Raw genomic sequence first — 22048 nt, forward strand, 5'->3', positions numbered from 1 at the left:
GGCGATTTAATCGCGGCGTGAGGTTTGTAACCTAGCGGGCTAAGTAAAAACCGAGCAAAGCTTCCGCGTCCTGCTCACGCCCCTTACCTACATCCATGTAGGCAACAAAGAGTAAATTGCCCCTAAGCAGAACCCTTCGGGCAGCGCATGTTTGGCATTTATTCCACGTTATCGCCTATTTATGGGGAATAACCACACTGCATAGGCTCTGCCTTGCCTAAATACCAAACATACTGCTGCAAATTCAACCTCGAAAGATAAACAGGCCCTAATAATGATCAATTATAAATTGATCTATTATCTAATTTTAGGGTCTAGTTCGCCGCTTAAGTATTTAAGGTGCATTTCATCAAGTGAAATTGGCTTAATTTTACTAGCCTGACCAGAAGTACCAAACGAGTTATAGCGTGCAACGCAAATCTCTGTCATTGCTTTTGTAGCTTCAGCTAGGTATTTACGTGGATCAAAGTTAGATGGGTTAAGCGCCATATGACGGCGAATTGCACCGGTAGATGCTAAACGTAAATCGGTATCAATATTTACCTTGCGAACACCAAACTTAATGCCTTCAACAATCTGCTCAACTGGCACACCATAAGTTTCTGGAATTTCGCCACCGTACTGATTAATAATTTCTAACCATTCTTGAGGAACTGAAGATGAGCCATGCATCACTAAGTGCGTGTTAGGAATACGGGCATGAATCGCTTTAATGCGATCAATCGCTAAAATGTCATCTGTTGGTGGGCGAGTAAATTTATAAGCACCGTGTGAAGTACCGCAAGCAATTGCAAGTGCATCAACGTGTGTTTTATTTACAAAATCAGCCGCTTCTTCAGGGTCTGTTAGCATTTGATCAGTTGTTAATAACCCTTCTGCGCCAACGCCATCTTCTTCGCCAGCTTCACCTGTTTCAAGTGAACCAAGTACACCTAGCTCGCCTTCAACCGATACGCCACAGGCATGCGCCATCGCAACAGTTTCGCGCGTTACTTCTACATTGTATTCGTAGCTTGAAGGGGTTTTTCCGTCGCTCATTAACGAGCCATCCATCATTACTGATGAAAAACCAAGCTGAATTGAACGCTGACACACACCTGGCGATGTGCCGTGATCTTGATGCATTACAACTGGGATATGTGGCCATTCTTCAACGGCTGCTAAAATCATATGACGAATAAATGGAGCACCAGCATAAGCACGTGCACCAGCTGATCCCTGAACGATTACTGGGCTGTTTGTTTTGTCAGCCGCTTCCATTATTGCGCGCATTTGCTCTTGATTGTTAACATTAAAAGCAGGTACGCCGTAACCATGCTCTGCTGCATGATCTAAAAGTTGTCGCATACTGATTAAAGCCATTGGGTATTCTCCAATTTATCGACAGTAGTTCCCTACCATCTAGTTTGAACGGATGTGTTAGTTTGGCGTTATAACAACGCCACGAAAAACCACTGCTTTGCAGTAATATTCCGTCTAAATTAACGACTAAATTAGGGTGAGAGGTATTTAGTAATTAATTGTCGGTGAGGGCTATTACCCCCTCACCTTACGCCACTAAAATTACTTAGCGCGCGACTCTAGCATTTCAACTGCTGGAAGTTTTTTGCCTTCTAAAAACTCTAAGAACGCACCACCACCAGTAGAAATATAAGATACTTTATCGGCAATGCCGTATTTATCGATTGCGGCTAAGGTATCACCACCACCCGCAATTGAAAACGCATTTGAGTTAGCAATTGCTTGTGCAATAGCACGAGTACCATTACCAAACTGGTCAAACTCGAACACGCCAACTGGACCATTCCATACAACAGTGCCTGCATTTGCAATAATTTTTGCAAGCTTGCTCGCTGTATCAGGGCCAATATCAAAAATCATATCATTGCTTGTTACTTCGCTTACATCTTTAAGTGTAGCTACAGCAGATTCAGAAAACTCATTACCAACAACTACGTCAGTCGGTACCGGAATTTCACCATTATTAGCAATTGCTGCTGCACATAAACGGTTCGCTTCTTCCATTAAATCAGGTTCGTAAAGCGATTTACCAACTGGGCTACCTGATGCAGCAATAAAGGTATTTGCAATACCGCCACCAGTAACTAATTGGTCAACAATTTTAGAAAGTGAATCTAAAACGGTAAGCTTAGTAGATACTTTAGAACCACCAACAATCGCCACTAATGGACGAGCTGGATTATCAAGTGCTTTGCCTAACGCTTCGAGCTCAGCCGATAACAGCGGACCTGCACATGCAACATCGGCAAATAAGCCAACGCCATGGGTAGATGCTTGTGCACGGTGAGCCGTACCAAATGCATCCATTACATATACATCACACAGTGCAGCTAGTTGCTTAGATAACGCTTCGTCGTTTTTCTTCTCGCCTTTGTTAAAGCGTACATTTTCAAAAACAACCACTTCGTTATCAGCAATATCAACACCGTTTAGGTAATCTTTTTCTAAACGTACAGTTTGCTCTAGGGCATCGTTTAAGTAATTAGCTACAGGTGCAAGCGAAAACGCTTCATCGTATTCCCCTTCCGTAGGACGGCCAAGGTGTGACATAACCATTACTTTAGCGCCTTTCTCAAGGGCTAGTTTAATAGTAGGTAGTGCTGCACGAATACGCGCATCTGACGTCACTTTACCTGCTTTAACTGGTACATTTAAATCTTCACGAATTAATACGCGTTTGCCGTTTAAATCTAAATCTGCCATTTTTATGACCGACATGAACATCTCCTTAGTTAACGATACTGAACCTGAAAAATACGTTTAAAATTATTATATTAATAAATTACTTATTCACTGCCATCATAGCACGCGCTGTGTCGAGCATACGATTAGCAAAACCCCATTCGTTATCACACCATACTAATAACTTTATCAGTCGTTTGTGACTAACACGTGTTTGTGTGCCATCAATAATACAAGAATGTGGGTCGTGATTAAAATCAACCGATACAAGCGGCTCTTCGGTATAACTTAAAATACCTTCTAAGCGGTCTTTTGCTTGTGCTTTAAGTGCATTATTTACTGCATTTAAATCTACATCGGTATTAACCGTTACACTTAAATCCATTGCCGTGACATTTATAGTAGGTACACGTACGGCGATGGCTTCAAAACGGCCTTTAAATTTAGGTAAAATACGGTCTATACCACGAGCGAGCTTTGTATCAACTGGAATAATTGATTGGCTTGCAGCGCGAGTACGGCGTAAATCATGATGATAACCATCAATCACTTGTTGATCGTTCATCGACGCATGAATCGTTGTAATAGCGCCCGACTCAATACCAAATGCATCATCTAATACTTTAATAACCGGCACAACACAGTTAGTTGTACACGATCCGTTAGAAACAATTGTGTGCTCGCTTTTAAGCTCATCGTCGTTAATGCCATACACAATCGTAGCATCAACATCGTTATCGGCCGGATGCGAAAACAACACCTTTTTAGCACCTGCGGTAATATGTAACTGCGCATGTTCACGCGAGTGGTAAACACCCGTACATTCAAGTACAACGTCTACATCGAGCGTTTGCCAAGGTAATTCAATTGGGTTTTCTTCACAAAAAAGTGCAATGGTATCGCCTGCAACACTAATGGTGTCTTCACCAAGTTTTACAGGAAAAGAAAAACGACCGTGGGATGTGTCGTATTTTAATAAATGAGCAATAGCTTCAGGATCAGCAAGTTCGTTAATCGCAACAATTTTTATATCGTCGCTCAAACCAGACTCGTATAACGCGCGGACAATATTTCGACCAATACGACCAAAACCATTAATTGCAAGTTTGATTGCCATGAAATATAAAATCCACTCTTTTAGCGTGCAGATAAAGGCAATACGCCTTTTAGATGTCTGTATTGTAATCGACCTTGCATCTGATTATAAGAGGGAAGCATTAGAAACTTTAAATTAAGGTTAAAGAGCTTACGCATTGCAAGCTCTTTGATGGGTCTGACTTTTAAAATTAAGTTTTTTATACTAAATTTTTCAAAGCGTTAATTATATCTTCTGGCTCAGAACGAGTACGATAATCAACATCAACATAACGCCAAGTCACTTTACCTTGTTTATCTAAAACAAAGGTGGCAGGGATCGGTAAAACACTACTATTGCCATTGTTAACCGACTCTAAATCTAGGCCTCGGTCTACTCGCATATGCTCGAGTAAAAATGTGGGCACTTGCCATGCTACGCCGTAGCTTGCTGCTACATCGGCATTTTGATCACTCAGCACTAAAAAATCCATGTTACTTATATCGCTTTCGCTCATTGAGCCATCGGGTACTTGCGGGCTAATAGCCACCAGCTGCGCACCTAAAGCATGAATTTCAGGTAAACGTGACTGCAGTGCTTTCAGTTGTAAATTACAGTACGGACACCAACTACCACGATAAAAAGTAACAACCACAGGCCCTTTAGCAAGTAACTCAGTTAACTGCACCGATTGACCATGTTGATTTGGTAACTCAAAACTTGGTGCAATTTGGTTTAAATCAAGTGCATTAGCACCTTGTTGAAACGCTTTTGCTTGTGCAATCGTTTCATCAACACCTTTCATAAAATCAGGATTACCTTTGCGCCCTGCTGCTACTTTTGCCTCAGTTTGTGCTTTTAACATGTTGCTTTCATCGCTCATAATATGGCTACCTTCAAATTAATCAAAAACTTAAAGCCAGCTTACATTATGAAAATGTATTTGAAATGAAAATTTTAACTTAATCATTTACCTCTAAATCAAACACCACGTTTATTGATGATTTAAATGTAATAGTTTCTTGTAAATACCTGCCTTGCTCGAATGGATTTCTAGTAACTTTAGAGCCGGTCACAACTATTCTCTCAAAATCATCTACGCCATAACCATAACTTGAACGGTTAGAATTTGAATTAATACTGTAAATTTTTCCAATCTCTGCGCCAAATGCTTTGGCAAGCTTACCCCCTTTAACTATAGCGTTATCTATTGCGCCTTGTGTTGCTTCAGCTTCTAACTGCGAGGCTTTTGAAGACATAAGCTCAATATTCGTCAGTTCATTAATTTTTACACTTAGTGCAAAATCGATAAAATCATTCACTTTTTCAATATTTCTTAATGTTACTTTAAGTGTTCTTGTTGCTACATATCCTGCATTAATTGCTGTACCGCTCTCGACATTAAACATATCGTCATCATTATGAGTTAACAGGCTTGTAGCAGAAACATCAGTCTCCTTAACACCATACTTGCTTAAACCTTTAAGTAACAAATTTACTCGGTCATCAACATCACGTTTTGCATCAAGTGATTTGTCTTTAAAGCTTATTACTTCAAAAGAAATCTTAGCCATATCGGGCTTTGCTAATACCTCTGCAGTACCCTGCACTGCAATATGGCGATTAGCAGGCAAACTTGAATTAGCAAAAGTGATGAGTGGGAATAAGGTTAAGAAAATGGCAGTGATGAGTTTCATGATCGTCCTTGAAGTGATTAGTTAGATAATGATTACGTAACTGTACCTATAGTTATACGGATAACAATAAAAGTAAACTACTCTTTATTGTTGGCGGGAGTTTATCTCGCGCGGCATAAAGCCCCGCCTACAGCCAACCTACATCAATTCGCCTACTTTTAACTCTTTGCCACGGCTTATTTGATGGCACTGCGCTAGCAGTAACTCTGCGGTGGCTTGTGCATCGGTCAGTGCATGATGGCAATGATAGCTTGGTAACTCATAACGTGTGCGGCATTCATTAAGGGTTAAATCATCTTGTTTTATTTCAGTTGAATGATGGAGTAAGCGCTTTTGCTCAATATGCAGTGTGTCGATTATGAGTTTAGGACGTATAGTTATATTGGCATTTTTAAGCGCTATTTTTAAAAACCCCCAATCGAGCATGGCATTATGAAACACTAGAATACAATCACTAAAGTGGCTGCTTAGTTGCGTTAATATACTGCACAAGCTCTGTCCTTTTGTTATAGCATCGTCGCTAATCCCATGAAAAACAGGGCTTTGCTCAAGGCTTTTTACGTTTTTATTTATAAGGTGCTGCGACTCGCTCATTTTTATACATTGGTTATCTATTATCACCCACGCTACCGATACAATTTCGTGCTGTTTTGCATCAAGCCCAGTGAGCTCTAAATCAATCACTAAGTAACGTTGTTGTAAGGCATTTTTGCCTAGTAATTTACGGCGCTTTAAATACCGAGTGAGCAGCTTTTTTACCATGTTAGTAATCCATCATTATAAACTGCCGCGAGCAAACTTAAACGCGGCGGCTTGCTGCGCTTGTTTAACAAGGTAAAACGCTTCTTTTAGTTGATGGCGCTCTAGTGAGTTTAATTTATTAGGGTTAATGCAATTACTCGGTAAGCCCTCTTCGTTTATTTGTGTACTCAAACGAAGCTGCGTTAAGAACCGCCAGCAGTCTTTTAGGTTGTATATATCTTCTTTGCTGATCAGTTTATGTTTTAGTAGTGCGTCCAACCGCTCTTGCGTGTTGGCGCGCCTAATACCCGCTTTTAAAGCGTATAACCGCACTATGTCATTTATAATTACAACACCGCGTTTTTTTAAATCTATGTATTTATTATTTTGATCTGTTCTTTCTGTTTTAAATTTATTAAATAAACCAATTGGCACGCTGTTGCTGCTTATGTCGGTTGCCATTGCGGCATAGAATAAGTCGTTACGCGATATACGAATTAGTTGCTCGCAAAAAGCTGTGTATAAAGCGTTTGAACCTTCAATAAATCGCAGGTCAAAAAATATCTTACAGTTAAGCATTGCATTGGGTGTGGGGCTTTTTATACATTTAAAAAAGCGCTCGCTCCAGTCGTTTACGCTCATACGGCACTCATCACTGCTTGCCATAATATTACCTGGGCAACGCCTAATGCCGCACTCAACTAAATTCTCACATACAAACTCCCCCATACTTTTAAAGTAAGCGTGTTGCTCGGTGGTTAAGTCGTTAGGGAGTAATAAGCCGTTATCTTGATCTGAATGCAGGGTTTGTTCTTCGCGTGCTTGCGAACCAAAGCAAATAAAACTAAAGCTGGTTGGCGCTGCGCCATGCTCTTCTTGAAATAAGTGAATCAGGCGCGATGTAAGCGCATCGGTTAAACCACTGAGTAATTTACCAATTAGCGATATGTCGTCAATGTTGTACGAAAAACTACGCAAAAGTTCGGGAATTTCTTTAGCGTAGCGTTTTAAATCAGTAACAGTGTGCGCTTTATATATGCGCCCAATAAGCTGTACGGGGTCACTTTTTTGTTGGCGCAGTAAATCGGTGCTGGTTATCATCCCTATCGGGTTATGGTTTTCGTCAAGCACGGGCAAATGGTGAATATTGTATTTAAGCATTAAGTGCAGCGCCGAAAACACCCGGTTATTTTCAAATATAAACTTAGGTTTTGCGGTCATAATACTGCTTACTGCGTCTTGTGGATCTACCTCGTCGGCAAGTACTCGGTTGCGTAAATCGCGGTCGGTCACAACCCCTACTAAGTGCGCGTGCTGCGTTATCATTATTGACGATACGCCATGCTCTTTCATTTTTTTAGCGCTTTGCCTAATACTTGCATCGGGCGTAAGCGTAATTGCTGTGCGCGTCATCAGCTCTGATATTTTACGTTCCGACCAGCTATCGTTTTTACTTTTATAATGCGATGACAACAACCGGTTAGCATGAGCGCGTACAAAGTATTGCTCAAACGATTTATATTCTCTGCGTAAAAAATCAAAGTGCGTTTGAGAGAGCATATACACTATCCCCTCTTTTTGTACTTCTAACCTATTTTGAATTGCCTCACCGGTTAATAGCGACGGAAAACCAAAATAGTCACCTTGCGCTAAGCGCGTAACAACATCGCCCTTGCCATCAACGAGGTCGTACAAACCAGAGCGAATTAAAAATAGTTTAGGGTTTTCACTTTGTAACCACTGAGTTTGGTTTTCGCGGGTAAGGTAAATAATATCAAGATGATTTACAAAGTATTCGCATGCGCTGCTATCAAGCATAGTAAAAGGCGCTTGCAAACAAACGTATTGGGCTATTTCTTGTTGTTCTACACTCATTGTATTCGCTCTTTAAATGGTGATGTACCAATCTAATGTACTTATTTATTAAACAAATAAAAAGCCCGACTAAAGTCGGGCTTTGGGTGCTTTATATTTTTTTACTATATCTATAAATGTTGCCTAGTGATCGTGCGCTTCAGCTGACCCTTTAGGGTTACGAATACCTTCTACCATTTCTTGAATTTCAATAGGTGTAGCTTGAGTAAATTTAAGAACAACTGCAGCTACTACAAAGTTAATAATCATACCAATTAAGCCAATACCTTCAGGCGAAATACCTAAAAACCAATGTTCAGGATTATTAAGCTCAGGGCTTACAAACTTGAAGAAGATGATATACGCAGCGGTAAAGCCAATACCCGTTACCATGCCTGCAATTGCGCCCTCTCGGTTCATTGTTTTAGAGAATATACCCATAATAATTGCTGGGAAGAAACTCGCTGCCGCCAAGCCGAATGCAAATGCCACTACCGATGCCACAAATCCAGGCGGGTTAATACCAAAGTATGCGGAGATAACAATAGCGATCATGGCTGCCAACCTCGCTGCAAGTAACTCTTGCTTGTCGGTAATATCGGGCTTGAGGGTTCGCTTGAGTAAATCGTGCGAAACGGAGGTCGAAATAACCAGTAGTAAACCTGCTGTTGTAGACAGTGCAGCGGCAATACCACCGGCAGCTACAAGTGCGATTACCCATGCTGGTAAATTAGCAATTTCTGGATTTGCTAATACCATAATGTCGCGGTCTACATTTACTTCGTTAGCACTGTTCGGATCGGTGATTTTACCCGCCGTGTAGAACATTTTGCCATCGCCGTTTTTATCATCAAATGTAATTAAACCTGTGCGTTCCCAGTTTTTAATCCATCCTGGTGCTTCTGCGTAAGCTGTACCGCTACCGTCTTTACCATTAATAGTATCAACCATGTTTACGCGAGCAAAGGCTGCAACCGCAGGTGCTGTAGTATAAACAATCGCGATGAACACAAGAGTCCATGCAGCAGAAATACGTGTGTCTTTTACGCGAGGTACAGTGAAAAAGCGTACAATTACATGTGGTAAACCAGCAGTACCTACCATTAACGCACCAGTAATAGCAAATACGTCAATCATGCTCTTAGAGCCTTCGGTATATTGCGCAAAACCAAGTTCAGCGCTTAAGCCATCTAATTTATCAAGTACGTATACGCCGTCGCTGCCAATTAGTGTGGCACCAAAACCGGTTTGTGGGAAGAAGTGACCCGTCATCATCATCGAGATAAAAATGGCTGGTACAAGGTAGGCAAATACAAGTACACAATACTGCGCTACTTGTGTGTAGGTAATGCCTTTCATGCCGCCAAGTACCGCATAAAAGAATACAATCACCATACCAATGTAAACACCGGTTTCAATTTCTACTTCTAAAAAGCGTGAAAATACCACGCCTACGCCACGCATTTGCCCTGCTATATAAGTGAAACAAATGAATATGGCACAAAAAATAGCAACTAAACGCGCGGTACGTGAATAGTAACGGTCGCCAATAAAGTCTGGCACAGTAAACTTGCCGAATTTACGTAAGTAAGGCGCTAAACACATGGCTAATAGTACATAACCACCTGTCCACCCCATTAAGTAAACACTGCCATCGTAACCTGCAAACGAAATAATACCCGCCATTGAAATAAACGACGCGGCGCTCATCCAATCGGCAGCTGTTGCCATACCATTAGCAAGAGGAGGTACGCCGCCGCCCGCTACATAAAACTCTTTGGTTGAACCCGCTCGGGCCCATATTGCTATGCCGATATAAAGCGCAAAGCTTAAACCAACAATTAAAAACGTGAGTGTTTGAACATCCATTGCTTAGCTCCTATTCGTCTACGCCGTATTTTTTATCTAACGTATTCATTTTGAAAACGTACACAAAAATCAAAGCAACAAAGGTATAAATCGCGCCTTGCTGGGCGAACCAGAAGCCAAGTTTAAACCCAAAAAAACGTACTTCATTAAGTACATCAACCAGTAATATGCCAAAGCCAAAAGACACGACAAACCACACTGCTAACAGTTTAAATAACAGCGAAATGTTTTCTGCCCAATAAGCTTTTGCTTGTTCTTCATCTTTAAAAGCCATTTTTGTTTTCCCCTTTAAGCACCGCAATATCGCGATGAGTGGTTTTTTATCTTCGCTTACCAATTTAGCAACGCTGGTTACATATTGAATTGAGACCATAGTCGTAACAGCTTGTTAACGTTTACGTAAACTGTATTTATCATTCAAGCGTGTTTTATATATTTTTATATTATTTCAATTACTTAGGCTTTTTTGTAAGCTGGCTTTATGATTAAATTGATAAGTTGGTCATTAATGCGACATTAGTCTAATGCTCAAGGGCGTTTTATTTTTACTGTTAATATTCAGTAAGATATAAATAAAATAAAAGTTTTATTTTAAATTCAACCCTCACACTTAACCTCAGTTCTGGTATTGTGTTAATCCCTCATACGGATGAGGGATTATTTAAAATAATAAGGTTTAATAACAACATGACTGCCGTACTCATTATTGTTGCTTTAAGTTATATAGGTGTGCTGTTTTGGCTTGCCAATTGGGGCGATAAAACAACCCCTTTAGCAAAGCGTATTAGCCATCACCCATTTGTGTATTCACTCTCACTCGGGATTTACTGTACCTCTTGGACTTATTACGGTTCGGTAGGAACAGCCGCCACCAGCAGTTGGAGTTACTTGCCAATATTATTAGGCCCTGCGTTGCTGTTTTTATTCGGCCAAGGATTTTTACGTAAGCTGGTACTGGTAAGTAAAAAACAAAATATAACGACTATTGCTGACTTTATTTCAGCTCGTTACGGCAAACGTCAAACTACAGCAATAATGGTTACTGTAATCGCATTACTGGCAACCATTCCCTACATTGCACTGCAATTAAAAGCGCTTAGTACAAGCTTTTTACTTTTGCAAAACAGTAATAAAATATCCGGCGATATGCTCGCGCTTTCTGCCACACTAATTATGGCTTTATTTGCTATATTTTTTGGTACTCGCAAAGTTGATGTAACTGAATATCGCTCTGGCTTAATGCTTGCTGTTGCATTTGAATCTATGATCAAACTTATTGCTCTTATTGCCGTTGCGGGGCTTGCAGTATTTACACTTTTTAATTTACCCGAAGCCACCACGAACAAAGTAACTGAGTCTATTTGGGGTCACTGGAGCGATTTTAACTTTTTTAGCTTTAACTTTATTGGCCAGTCTTTAATGGCTGCAGCGGCTATTATATGTTTGCCTCGCCAGTTTCATGTAACCGTGGTCGACAACCAAAACAAACGCCACTTACTTACCGCTCGCTGGGCTTTTCCGCTGTATTTACTACTAACAGCCGCAATGATTTTACCTATTGCGACTGCGGCCATTCATCCTGAAATTGGCAGCGGTTATTCACCCGACAGCTTTGTACTTGCCCTACCGCTAATTAACGACAATGCATTCTTAACCACTTTTGTATTTATAGGTGGGCTATCTGCCGCCACCGCAATGATAGTGGTAGCAACGCTTACATTAAGCACGATGATTTCAAACGATGTGGTATTGCCGTTAATGCTGCGTAGAAAGTTTAAACGTAACTTAATTACCAGCAGTTATAAGTCTCGTATATTACTTGTAAGGCGCTTTGCTATTGCAGGCATATTAATTTTGGCCTATTTCTATCAGCAATGGTTTGGCCATAGTAGCGCACTGGCCAGTATGGGCTTGGTCGCATTTTCACTTGTTACCCAATTGCTACCCTCTATTGTGGGTGGTTTATATTGGCGAAAAGGTCATGCTTATGGGGTGTATGCGGGTTTGGTAGCAGGCTTTATTTGCTGGATACTATTTTTAATGCTGCCAATACTCGATGCCGGCACAACCCTTGATAGCGAGCTGCAACAAACGCTTATAACGCGTGGAACCTTGATAGCTTTGTTTGCCAATATTGGTTGTTATATTAGTTTTTCACTTGGGGCTGAGGAGCGCTTAATTGATAAAATTCAGGCCGCTGCTTTTGTTAACCCTAAAGATCAGGCTATTTTATCAAGGCGCTTAAATAAAGACGTAAAAGCCACCGTTTACGACTTTAAAATACTACTGCAAACATTTCTAGGTATTCAGCGCAGCCAACAAGTACTGGCCCATTACGCACTCGCCCATCATTTAAGTGATAACAACGCACACCCAGAGCCTGAATTTATAGCCTACTGCGAACGCGCGTTAACAGGCGTGCTTGGTGCATCGTCAGCGCAAGCATTAATACATACGGTATCGTCGGGTAAACGTATGGCGTTTGAAGAAGTTGTAAACTTTTTTGACGAAACCACACAAGCGTTGCAATTTAATCAAAATCTGTTATTTACCTCACTCGAAAATTTAAGCCACGGTATTTCAGTTGTTGATAAAGATTTAAAACTCGTTGCATGGAACAAACGCTACAATGAAATGTTTGGCTACCCTGAAGGCTTTTTAGAAGTAGGCCAACCCATAGAAGACATTATTAGATACAACGCTAACCGTGGTGAATGTGGCCCTGGTGAAATAGAACGCCAAGTAGAAAAACGTGTACAGCATTTAAAATATGGCAGCTCGCATCATTTTATTCGCCACCGTCGTAATGGCCAAGTATACGAAATGATTGGTAATCCGCTGCCCGATGGCGGATTTGTTACCAGCTTTTCAGATATTACAAACCACATAAGTACGCAAAATGCGCTTGAAGAAGTAAACATGGATCTTGAAAACCGCATAGAAGCACGTACTCAAGAAGTGCAAACTATCAATAAAGACTTACAAGCTCAAATAGATAGCCGTGTACAAACTGAGCAAGCACTTACTTTAGCTAAACGAGAAGCAGAGCAAGCCAACGACAGTAAAACGCGCTTTTTAGCACTGGCGAGCCACGACATTTTACAGCCGTTAAATGCAGCACGTTTATACCTTGCCGCTATTGACGAAAAACAGCTCGACAGCACTAACCAAAACAGCTTTGAAAAACTAGGCGACAGTCTCGATTCAACCGTGCATTTAATGTCGGCATTGCTTGAAATAGCTAAGCTTGAGCAAGGCGCTATGACCCCTACCCCTCGCCACTTTTATATTGAAGATATTTTAGCGCCACTACAAAGTGAATACGCTATTTTATCAAGTGATAAAGGCCTTAAGCTTAGTGTGCGTTCAAACCAACAAATTGTGCACAGCGATATAACCTATTTGCGCCGAATTATTCAAAACTTGGTCTCTAATGCAGTTAAATACACCGACAATGGCCGTGTATTAATTGCCTGCAGGAACCGAAAGCACAATTTACGAATAGAAGTATGGGATACAGGCCCCGGTATTAGCGAAGTAGAGCAAGCCAAAATATTTAACGACTTTTACCGTGTGGAGTCGGGCGATAACAAAGGCGTAGGCTTAGGCTTAGGTGTTGTAAAACGTATGGCTGACTTATTAAGTTTGCCGCTTGATGTGCATTCTGAGCCAAATAAAGGTAGCCGCTTTAGCATTGAGGTACCTTATGGTGACGAGCAGTTTGTACAACAAAAAAGTACTACAAACAGCCTAATAGAAAACCGTGCAGCAATTAATATTGTTGCCGTAGACGACGACCCTGAAAATTTAGCAGCAATGGCAAGCTTACTTAAAAAGTGGCAAGCTAATTACACCCTTTTTGATAACGTAGATAATGTACTGGCGCATGCTAAAGAAAACGGTGCACCCGATGTTATTTTAATGGACTACCAATTAGGCAATGACTGCGATGGGATAACGCTAATTAAAACCCTGCGCGAAATTTGGCAAAGCCAAGTCCCTGCTATTTTAATTACCGCCGTGCGCGACACCGAGCTTAAGCAAGAAACCAAAGCCGCTAATATTCATTATTTAAGTAAGCCAATTAAACCGGGCAAACTAAAGGCACTGCTTAATCACAGTACATAGTGATCTAGTTAAAAGTGTTCTAGTTAAAAGTGTTCTAGTTAAAAGCTATCAAGTAATAGCGTAAAACAAAAAGCCCAGTATCTTCACTGGGCTTTGCTTTATAAAGTGTTCATAAAATTAAACTGGATTTACTCGGCTTCTAAGCTTTTGGAACAACCAACTTAACCCCACCAACGAAAGCCCTAATCCAATAAACGAAAGCGCTTTAAGTAAGCCCTCCAAGTTAGCCATATCAATTAAAAACACTTTAACAATAACTGCAGCTAGTATGCCTAGGCCTATTTTTTGTATTAATAATTGATTTTTTAAATGACCAAAAATAACAGTACCCGCACCCAATACTAACCAAATAACAGAGTAACTATAAAGCTCTGCATTGCTCGCCCCTTTGGATAAGTAAATGTAAGGACCTTGCCAGTACTGACGAATAAAGCTGTTTATTGCCAATAATATAAAGCCACCCGCAACGGCCAATATAAATGGCGTAGCTTTAGCATTTATTGGTTTTACAAGCTTGGCCAGCCAAAGCGTTAATCCTGCAGGAACTAACCACAATAGTAATAACCAGTTAAATATTGGCAGCTCACCTATGTAAAGTGATTCAAATAATGGGTTATCGTCAAGTAGTGTTTTAATAGCAAAAAGCCCTGCTAACCCCGCAAGTGCAAAACCCGCCACTTTATATAACTTAGCTAAAGTACCGGCAAGTTTTGCTCTGTGTAAATACACACACCCTAATGCAAGCCAGTTACAGGTAAGGAGTATTTGTTCGTAAAAGTTAAGTGAATCAAATTGCGGATAATGCCCTACTAGCTGATAACTTGTTTCGGTAGTAATAAAAAGCGCTAAACAATGAAGGGCTGCACCTTCGAGCCATATTTTAAGTTTTGATGAGTCAAAGCACTTAGCTGCGGCAAAAAATAACGCGATACATAACGGATAAACCACAATACTCCAATGCAAACCAAATACCGTTAACGCATCGTAGCTTGGTGTCCAAGGCGCAAGCGTTAAGCGCAGTAATAACGCAGCAACTAAGGCTTTTATAGGCCAATGCGGCATAGGCACGTTATAGCGTTTTATAAGTACGCTTATAAGTAATACTTGTACAGCCAGTGCAATGGTTAGGCCGCTGTCACTTAATAGCATGGTAACTGCTAACGTAATATTGGCATTAGCCCCTACCCAATAAGTAAAACGCTGAAATAGCGTTGTATTATGCTGCGCGAGCTTTATTAAAATAGCCGCCACTACAAACAATGCAACGGCCCAAAGTGGATATGCAGTACTTAACGCAGAATTAGGAATAAGCGTATATAAAGTAGCTATCATTACAAATGCACTAAATGCCCCCGTAATATGAAACGCTAAACGCTTAATCTGTTTTTTACCGTAATAGAGCCCAAAAGCGGTAAGTAACAACCCGAGTAATAAACCCAAACCATACTCATTTTTGAATACAAAGAGGGCGTCATCATATAGATTTGGCGAAAGATGCGTGCGCTCAGCGCCTAATACTAATAGCGTTGAAATAACTAACGCTACGCCCTGCCAAATATCCCAACGGCTATTTTTAAGGACTAAAAACAACACCAATACAATACTTAACACGCCGATTGCTTGCCACTGCATATCAAAGTGACTGATCAACATAGTAAATATTAAGGGCGCAATAAAAGCGAGTAGTAATGCATGATCTGGAAGCACTTTAATTAAGCGTTTTAAACTGTGCGGGCGATGTTCAATAACATTTAGTTTTAGACCTAAGCGCGGTATAGCAATTAACCCTACAATACTAAGTAAAGCAAATGCCCCCATTAACCAAACGGTATTAGCTTTAAGTAGCGTAAAACCAACTAAATACCAGCCAATGTGCCCAACCCATAGTAAATACCATAGCCAAATACGTTGTACTTTATGTGCAACTAACGCAGCCGACAAACTTACAAAGCCAATATACATTAACAGCGCAAATAAGTTACCACTGCCAGTGCTAACCCATATTGGTACGCTGTAAGCGCCAATAATACCAAGCACGGCCAATAGCGGGCCTAACTTAAGCGCCATCGCGCTTGCACTAATTGCTATAATAGCTAACGCAAAAAATGCCACGGTAGGGCTCAGCATATCGTAACTGCTGTAAGCTAAAAGCGTTAAAGCAAAACAGGTAATAAACCCGCCGCTTGCAAGCGCTGCGGGTATGTAATTATTAAAGCCTTCAAATACAATGCGTTTATGGTGTAAATAAGCTGCGGCTGCAATTAGGCCAAGCCCAAATAAGCCGCCTAAACTCAACCTCATTACAGGCGATAATAATCCCGCTTCTAGGCTGTATTTAGCTAAAAAGATGCCCCCAAACGCAAGCGCTATTGCGCCTATCCAGGTCATCCAGTTCTCTTCAAACCCTGCGCGCAATTTATTAAATAGTAATTCTATGGCTGATGCTTCAGCTGGTTTGGCTTTTTTAGGAGGTGCTGATAGCTGATTTATTACAGGTGGCGACGCGTTTTGGGACGTTAAGCTTGGCTGTGCTTTATGAGCAATTGGCTCTGTTATTGAAATCGCTGCCTGAGCCGTAGATGCTTCACTTTGAGGTTCACTTTGCGATATCGATTTATGTGTTTGTAGATGTGTTATTTTGGCCCTTAAAACAGCAACTTCTTGTTTTAATGCATTTAACTGCACTAGCGCTATTAAGCCGCAAATAGCACCGGCAACCACAACCAGTATTACTATGACGGCTAACCCAACTAAATCATCCATGGCACACTCTTATTAATTATTATGCCCTGAGTGTACCTAATTATTAATGAGTAGGTAAATTTTGTTCAATAAAAAAGCCTAAGTACTTAAAGTGCTTAGGCTTTATGCTACTTAATATGTTTAGGTTTATTCAACACTATCGGTAATAGTGCGCTCTAGGGTCATCTTATAACCAGAGCTTGTTGTTTCATCATGCTCTAAAATCAATATGTAGTTACCCTCTTGTGTAAAGTCCATATCGCTTTGTTGAATAAGCACAATTTGCTGGCCGTTGTCTTCGTAAACAACATAAACCGTGTAAATTTCGTTATCTACAACCTGCTCTTCTTGGTCATACTTATCTAGGCCATCGACTACGTTACTAGTGTCGTCTACCGTTTCGCCGTTAAGTGTAAAGTACACATCTACATCTGAAACCGACTGCCCTGCGTAGCTTTCAATTAGGTTTACAACCGATACCGTATGGCTGTAACTGCTTGGTGTTAGATTTTCTTCAACGCTCATCATACGTAAACCGTTATCTGCGTCGTTATAAAAAATACCCACCGCACTTTGCTCGCGCTCTAGCGTCATTAAAAAGTTATCAGCTAGTTTTGTACCTTCTTCGTCGTACATCGCTACGCTGTAACTATTAGGCGAAAGTTCAACATAATCGGTATAAGAGTCACTAGCGACTGTATTTGTTGTGTTTACAGTTGTACCGCGTGTAGCAGAAAAGCTTACTGGCGAGTAGTCATCAACGGTATTTATAAAACGTAATTGCCCCAGAGCAGATTGGTGTTTAAGCTCAGTAACGTAGTTATTATCGGTTACTACATCAAGCGTAATGCCGCCTTCTTCTGTTGCATAACTTGGGCGGATCATTGCTACATAACTTGCTTCATCGTATAAATAAACAGATGACGACTCGTACACAACATCACTGCTGCCCGCTTCTGTTATGTAAATAGTGTAATAACCTTCATCAACGCTTTGCAGATCTAACTCACTTAAATATTGAGCTGATGAGAAAAGTGTCGCGCTTTCAAATACGCCATCATCAGTTGCTAAGTAAATATCGTAGTTAGTATCCTCACCTGCAATATTGTAAAACCCTAAGTTAAACTCACCCGTATCGCTTGAGATAGGTACGCTAAGCTCTGTAAATGTAGGCTCATCAAAGTTACCACTCATTACTACTAACTGTGTTTTGTCACCCTTAATAGAAATTTCTTGATCGCTAATTGTTATATAGCTGTCGTTAGCATCTAGGTACTCAAAACTTACATCATAAGTGTCTGTGCTGTAGTTATGGCGAGTAGTTACATCAGCAAAATCAGCGCCTGATCGCTCTGTTTCTTCAACAAACAAACGTGTGTATGGACTATTATAAGAGCCGTTATACAATTGGATGTAACCTGTAGAGCTTGAGCTATCATCAGAGCCGCAGCCCGACAAAATAGTAATTAGACTTAAGGGTAATGCAGCTTTTAAAAGGGAGTTGGTCATTAAGGTTATTCCTTATTATTAATATCTCCATTATGACCCAAACATTCTATTTTAATTTCATGATTTACAAAGCATTACCCTCACTGACACTTACTTACGAAAACGTTAAAAAGTGTAGTAAATGTGCAAACAATAAGGACGTGTTTTTATATAATTAAAACGCTTACGGGGCAATTTCAAAATGATCTCGACCATTTTTTTTAGCTAAATATAAAGCTTGGTCAGCGCGTTTCATTACACTATCAAGTGCTTCGTCGCTAATCCGCTTAGCAATACCTATACTCACAGTTAAAAAGCGATCATCCTTAACTTTAATAGTATGAACAAGCTCTAAAACAGCCTGAGAAAATTTAGCGACATCATCAATGTTACTTGATGGAAAATAACCCGCAAACTCTTCTCCGCCTATACGAGCAAAGATATTTTCGCTTTCAAATAGAGCATTTACTTTCCCTGCAAACTCTTTGAGTACTTGATCTCCCATATCATGGCCAAAATTGTCATTTATGGATTTAAAGTGGTCAATATCAATAATTAAAATAGTGTACGGATTAGTAACTGCATTTTTAACATTTTGATAAAAGCAACGTCTGTTATATACCTTTGTTAATTCGTCAATAACAAATTCTTGCGCTAATCTGTTGTGCATCTTTTGCATAAATAACATTGTTTTAAATAACCCATAGGCAGTGATCACCATACCCAGCGTTTTACATAAATCGTTTAAATAAATATCAATCCACCCTGGCTGTACAACTACCTCATTGAGTAAATCAGTTGTCATACCCACTATCCATAGCAGCAAGCCAATCGTGACATATACATACGCTTTTTTTGCCAACTTAGAACACTGAACAACCCAAAATACGGTAACAATAACAATTAAGTTTATTAGGTCGCTCGTAAATCCATACATGCTATTTTTAATATCTAAGTGCGAAAAAGCCACTAAGTTATAAATAGTAAAAACCACAATAAAAGAAAGTAACGCAAGCATAAGCAGCTTATTTAACCGCGTAATGTACACAAAGCGAGTTAACTTTAAACTTACGGTTTCAAATTTAATCATAAGGAATTCTTATATTTACGTTTTAATTAATCGTTAAAAACTATAACACACCATATAAATCAGACCTTAAATTAAGGTGCTTAACCCCCATAACCCCAACACTAAAATAGTAATACCAATCATCGCTTTAGTTTTATGTTTACTAATGATTCGCTCAGCTTCATTACCTGCATAATAAACAATAATAGCCAAGCCAAAGTAACGAATAGAACGCGCGATACCCGAAGCCAATAAAAATAGCCAAATAGAATACTTAGTCGCGCCTGCTGCAAGCATCGCTATTTGAAACGGAATTGGCACAATGCCAAGCGTTATAACAAACCAAAAACCTTGATCTTGCATTTGCTGCTTAACGTTTTCAAATTGCTCAGGGCTCGAAAACGTATTAATAATCCAATCACCAACCGCATCAAATAAATAATAACCCAATGCATAACCAAACAATGCACCCACTATGCAACCTAAAGTCGCCATTAAGGCGATAAGCCATAGCTTCTCTCTACGAGCTTGCATTAGCGGTACTAATACAGCCTCAAGTGGAATAGGCACTATGGTTGACTCTAAAAACGACGCCACTGTAATACCGCTAAGCATATGCTTAGAATCAATAAAATTACGTGTTTTTTCTTTTAGCTTTTTTTGAATTGCCATATAATTTTCCTTTTATAGTGCCAAAAATAAAGTGGTTAGTTTATTTTGGCACATCCACGTTAATATAAACTTAAGCAATAAAAAAGCCCGTATAAAACGGGCTTTTTAAACTGTATTTGTATAATTATTTAGAAACCGGCATTATATAAATCAAATTGCTTTTCTAGTTCAACAGAACTCTCTCCATCAACTAACGCTATAACTCGTGTTTTTCTGCCAGCTAATACTTTAGGAATATCTTTTGAATCAATAAATGTTTGCTCAGTTATTTCTATATTTTTAACACCTTGCGCTAACAAAGCCGCTTTAACTGTTTCAACTCGTTTTAAAGCAAGCTTACGGTTATATTCTAATGACCCTTCTAAGCTAGTATCACCAATTAATAAAATAGTAATACCTGGCACATCAACAACACTATTAGCAAAACTTACTACTTTTGCTTCTGCATCATCCGTTAGCGTCGATTTATCGTAACCAAATTCAATAACAACGTTTCTTGATGTCGTTATTTTTTGCTCTTTAGGGCAACCATCATTATTTGTTTTGGCTCTTATCGGTGTTTCAGCACACTTGTCTCTTGCGTTAATAACACCGTCGCGGTCTTGGTCAAATAAATCTTTTGATTGAACTTGATACTCATATTTTTTTGCATCGCTAGCACAGCCAGACAGTAATAATGCAAGACTTAAAAACATAATGCTTTTCATATTATCTATCTCCTAGTAGCCATGCTTCAGGTTTATCAACCCTAAGAGCTCTAACTAAACGCCCTGTTGCATTTACAAGCCTAAAGCTTGCTTTGCGTTGATCATAAGCCGATTCAATATAGTTACGACGCGCTGTAAACAACTCAATTTGCGAATCAAGTACATCTAATAACGAACGACGACCTAATGAAAATTGGCGTTCATACCCTTTTTGAGCAACTTCAGCATAGCCAACATTTTCTTCGTAAAAGCCTTTTTGCTCAGCTAAAAACATGTTTGCATTCCATGCAAAGGTTGTCGCTTCTTCGACTTGCCGGTGAGTTGTGTCTTTAACTGCTACGGCTTCTTGGTAACGCCATTTTGCCGCTTCGGTATCTGCATTTGTTTTGCCACCGTTGTATAAATCGTAACTCATAGAAAGCATTACTCGGCCGTTATCATCACGACCAGGAGAGCCCGAAATATTATCGTTATCAGCTACATCAAACTCTAAACTAACCTTTGGCCAATAACCGCTTTTCTCTCTTTCTATTTGTTTATTTGCAGCTTCTATATCAAAAACAGCAGCCATAATTTCTGGATGTGATTTTTTAGCGACTGCTATAGCATCACCTAAAGTGGCTGGTATATATGTTTCATCCACTTTAGGAATCATTAAATCATCAGGGTACTGACCCACTAAATCATAGTAATTTGCTTTAATATCTTGAAGATTATTTTTAGCAGCTAAAAAACCAGATTGTGATGTAGCAAGTCTAGACTGTACTTGAGCTACATCGGCATCGCTTGATAAACCACGTTGACGTCGTTGTTCAATATCACTTAATATTTTTTTATGTATGTTGATATTTCGCTCTGACAACTCAACTAACTCAACTGATTTAAGCAAGTCTAAATATACCTGTACAACTTCAAGGCTAATATTCTCTGCAGCAGATATTAAACCCAATTGGTCAGCTTTTGCTTCGTTATCTAGTCTAGCAACTTCAGATGATGTTCTAAAACCATCAAATAACATTTGTGTTATTTTTAAACCTATTTCTCTACGATTTAATTCGCTATCAAGTTCTCGGCCTGATTTATAGTTTACGCGCTCGTATCCATATCCTGCATATAAACGAACTTGTGGTAAATACTCACTAAACGCACTGCGTTTATCGCGGTATTTTGCTTCAAAGCTCGCATATTTCTGCATTAATCTCGGATTAGTGTTTAATGTTTCAGCTACAGATTGCTCAAGCGTTAACGCATTCGATAACCCTGGGGCTAAGGCTAAAACAGAGAGTAGTCCTAATTTACGCAT

Annotated in this window: 16 protein-coding genes; 1 reads left to right on the forward strand and 15 read right to left on the reverse strand. The window is 39.8% G+C overall.

Annotated features, from left to right (window positions below):
- Positions 1-297 precede the first annotated feature (297 nt).
- The 9 genes from fba to H5159_RS10665 form a co-directional block, all read right to left on the reverse strand.
- The gene (fba, locus tag H5159_RS10625) at positions 298-1362 is read right to left on the reverse strand and encodes a class II fructose-bisphosphate aldolase (protein ID WP_002961523.1); all 1065 of its coding nucleotides are present in this window, start codon (positions 1360-1362) and stop codon (positions 298-300) included.
- A gap of 201 nt (positions 1363-1563) precedes the next feature.
- Positions 1564-2739 (reverse strand): phosphoglycerate kinase, encoded by a 1176-nt coding sequence (locus H5159_RS10630; protein ID WP_182196985.1) that lies wholly within the window; start codon positions 2737-2739, stop codon positions 1564-1566.
- A gap of 64 nt (positions 2740-2803) precedes the next feature.
- On the reverse strand, positions 2804-3820 hold the full coding sequence (gene epd / locus H5159_RS10635) for an erythrose-4-phosphate dehydrogenase (RefSeq protein WP_002961528.1): 1017 nt from the start codon (positions 3818-3820) through the stop codon (positions 2804-2806).
- A 178-nt stretch (positions 3821-3998) separates the two neighbouring features.
- Positions 3999-4661, reverse strand: coding sequence for a peroxiredoxin-like family protein (locus H5159_RS10640; protein WP_182780261.1), 663 nt, complete (start codon positions 4659-4661; stop codon positions 3999-4001).
- Positions 4662-4740: 79 nt separating this feature from the next.
- The gene (locus H5159_RS10645; protein WP_182692796.1) at positions 4741-5475 is read right to left on the reverse strand and encodes an SIMPL domain-containing protein; all 735 of its coding nucleotides are present in this window, start codon (positions 5473-5475) and stop codon (positions 4741-4743) included.
- A gap of 138 nt (positions 5476-5613) precedes the next feature.
- Positions 5614-6237 (reverse strand): 3'-5' exonuclease, encoded by a 624-nt coding sequence (locus H5159_RS10650; protein ID WP_182780262.1) that lies wholly within the window; start codon positions 6235-6237, stop codon positions 5614-5616.
- Between the two features lie 15 nt (positions 6238-6252).
- The gene (locus H5159_RS10655) at positions 6253-8091 is read right to left on the reverse strand and encodes a putative nucleotidyltransferase substrate binding domain-containing protein (RefSeq protein WP_182780263.1); all 1839 of its coding nucleotides are present in this window, start codon (positions 8089-8091) and stop codon (positions 6253-6255) included.
- Between the two features lie 123 nt (positions 8092-8214).
- Positions 8215-9939: a sodium:solute symporter family protein gene (locus tag H5159_RS10660; protein ID WP_182725136.1), complete on the reverse strand. Its 1725-nt coding sequence runs from the start codon at positions 9937-9939 to the stop codon at positions 8215-8217.
- A gap of 10 nt (positions 9940-9949) precedes the next feature.
- Positions 9950-10213: a DUF4212 domain-containing protein gene (locus H5159_RS10665; RefSeq protein ID WP_002961535.1), complete on the reverse strand. Its 264-nt coding sequence runs from the start codon at positions 10211-10213 to the stop codon at positions 9950-9952.
- Between the two features lie 413 nt (positions 10214-10626).
- Here H5159_RS10665 and H5159_RS10670 point away from each other — a divergent pair, with 413 nt between their 5' ends.
- Entirely contained in the window at positions 10627-14067 is a 3441-nt protein-coding gene (locus tag H5159_RS10670) for a PAS-domain containing protein (protein WP_182696468.1), read from the forward strand.
- A gap of 117 nt (positions 14068-14184) precedes the next feature.
- Here the strand turns inward: H5159_RS10670 and H5159_RS10675 are convergent, their stop codons facing one another.
- The 6 genes from H5159_RS10675 to H5159_RS10700 form a co-directional block, all read right to left on the reverse strand.
- Positions 14185-16830: a DUF2339 domain-containing protein gene (locus tag H5159_RS10675; protein ID WP_182780264.1), complete on the reverse strand. Its 2646-nt coding sequence runs from the start codon at positions 16828-16830 to the stop codon at positions 14185-14187.
- 126 nt (positions 16831-16956) lie between these two features.
- Positions 16957-18318 carry a hypothetical protein gene (locus H5159_RS10680; RefSeq protein WP_182752134.1) on the reverse strand — a complete coding sequence of 454 codons (1362 nt, stop codon included), beginning with the start codon at positions 18316-18318 and terminating at the stop codon, positions 16957-16959.
- Between the two features lie 163 nt (positions 18319-18481).
- A complete protein-coding gene (locus H5159_RS10685; protein ID WP_310735984.1) occupies positions 18482-19384 on the reverse strand; it encodes a GGDEF domain-containing protein in 903 nt (300 codons plus the stop codon).
- A gap of 69 nt (positions 19385-19453) precedes the next feature.
- Positions 19454-20038 (reverse strand): YqaA family protein, encoded by a 585-nt coding sequence (locus tag H5159_RS10690; RefSeq protein WP_169061197.1) that lies wholly within the window; start codon positions 20036-20038, stop codon positions 19454-19456.
- Positions 20039-20166: 128 nt separating this feature from the next.
- Complete coding sequence (locus tag H5159_RS10695) at positions 20167-20745, reverse strand: OmpA family protein (protein ID WP_182737249.1); 579 nt, start codon at positions 20743-20745, stop codon at positions 20167-20169.
- A gap of 1 nt (position 20746) precedes the next feature.
- A complete protein-coding gene (locus tag H5159_RS10700) occupies positions 20747-22048 on the reverse strand; it encodes a TolC family outer membrane protein (RefSeq protein ID WP_182715575.1) in 1302 nt (433 codons plus the stop codon).

It is taken from the genome of Pseudoalteromonas sp. SG43-1 (assembly GCF_014164415.1).
Taxonomy (GTDB): Bacteria; Pseudomonadota; Gammaproteobacteria; order Enterobacterales; family Alteromonadaceae; genus Pseudoalteromonas; species Pseudoalteromonas distincta.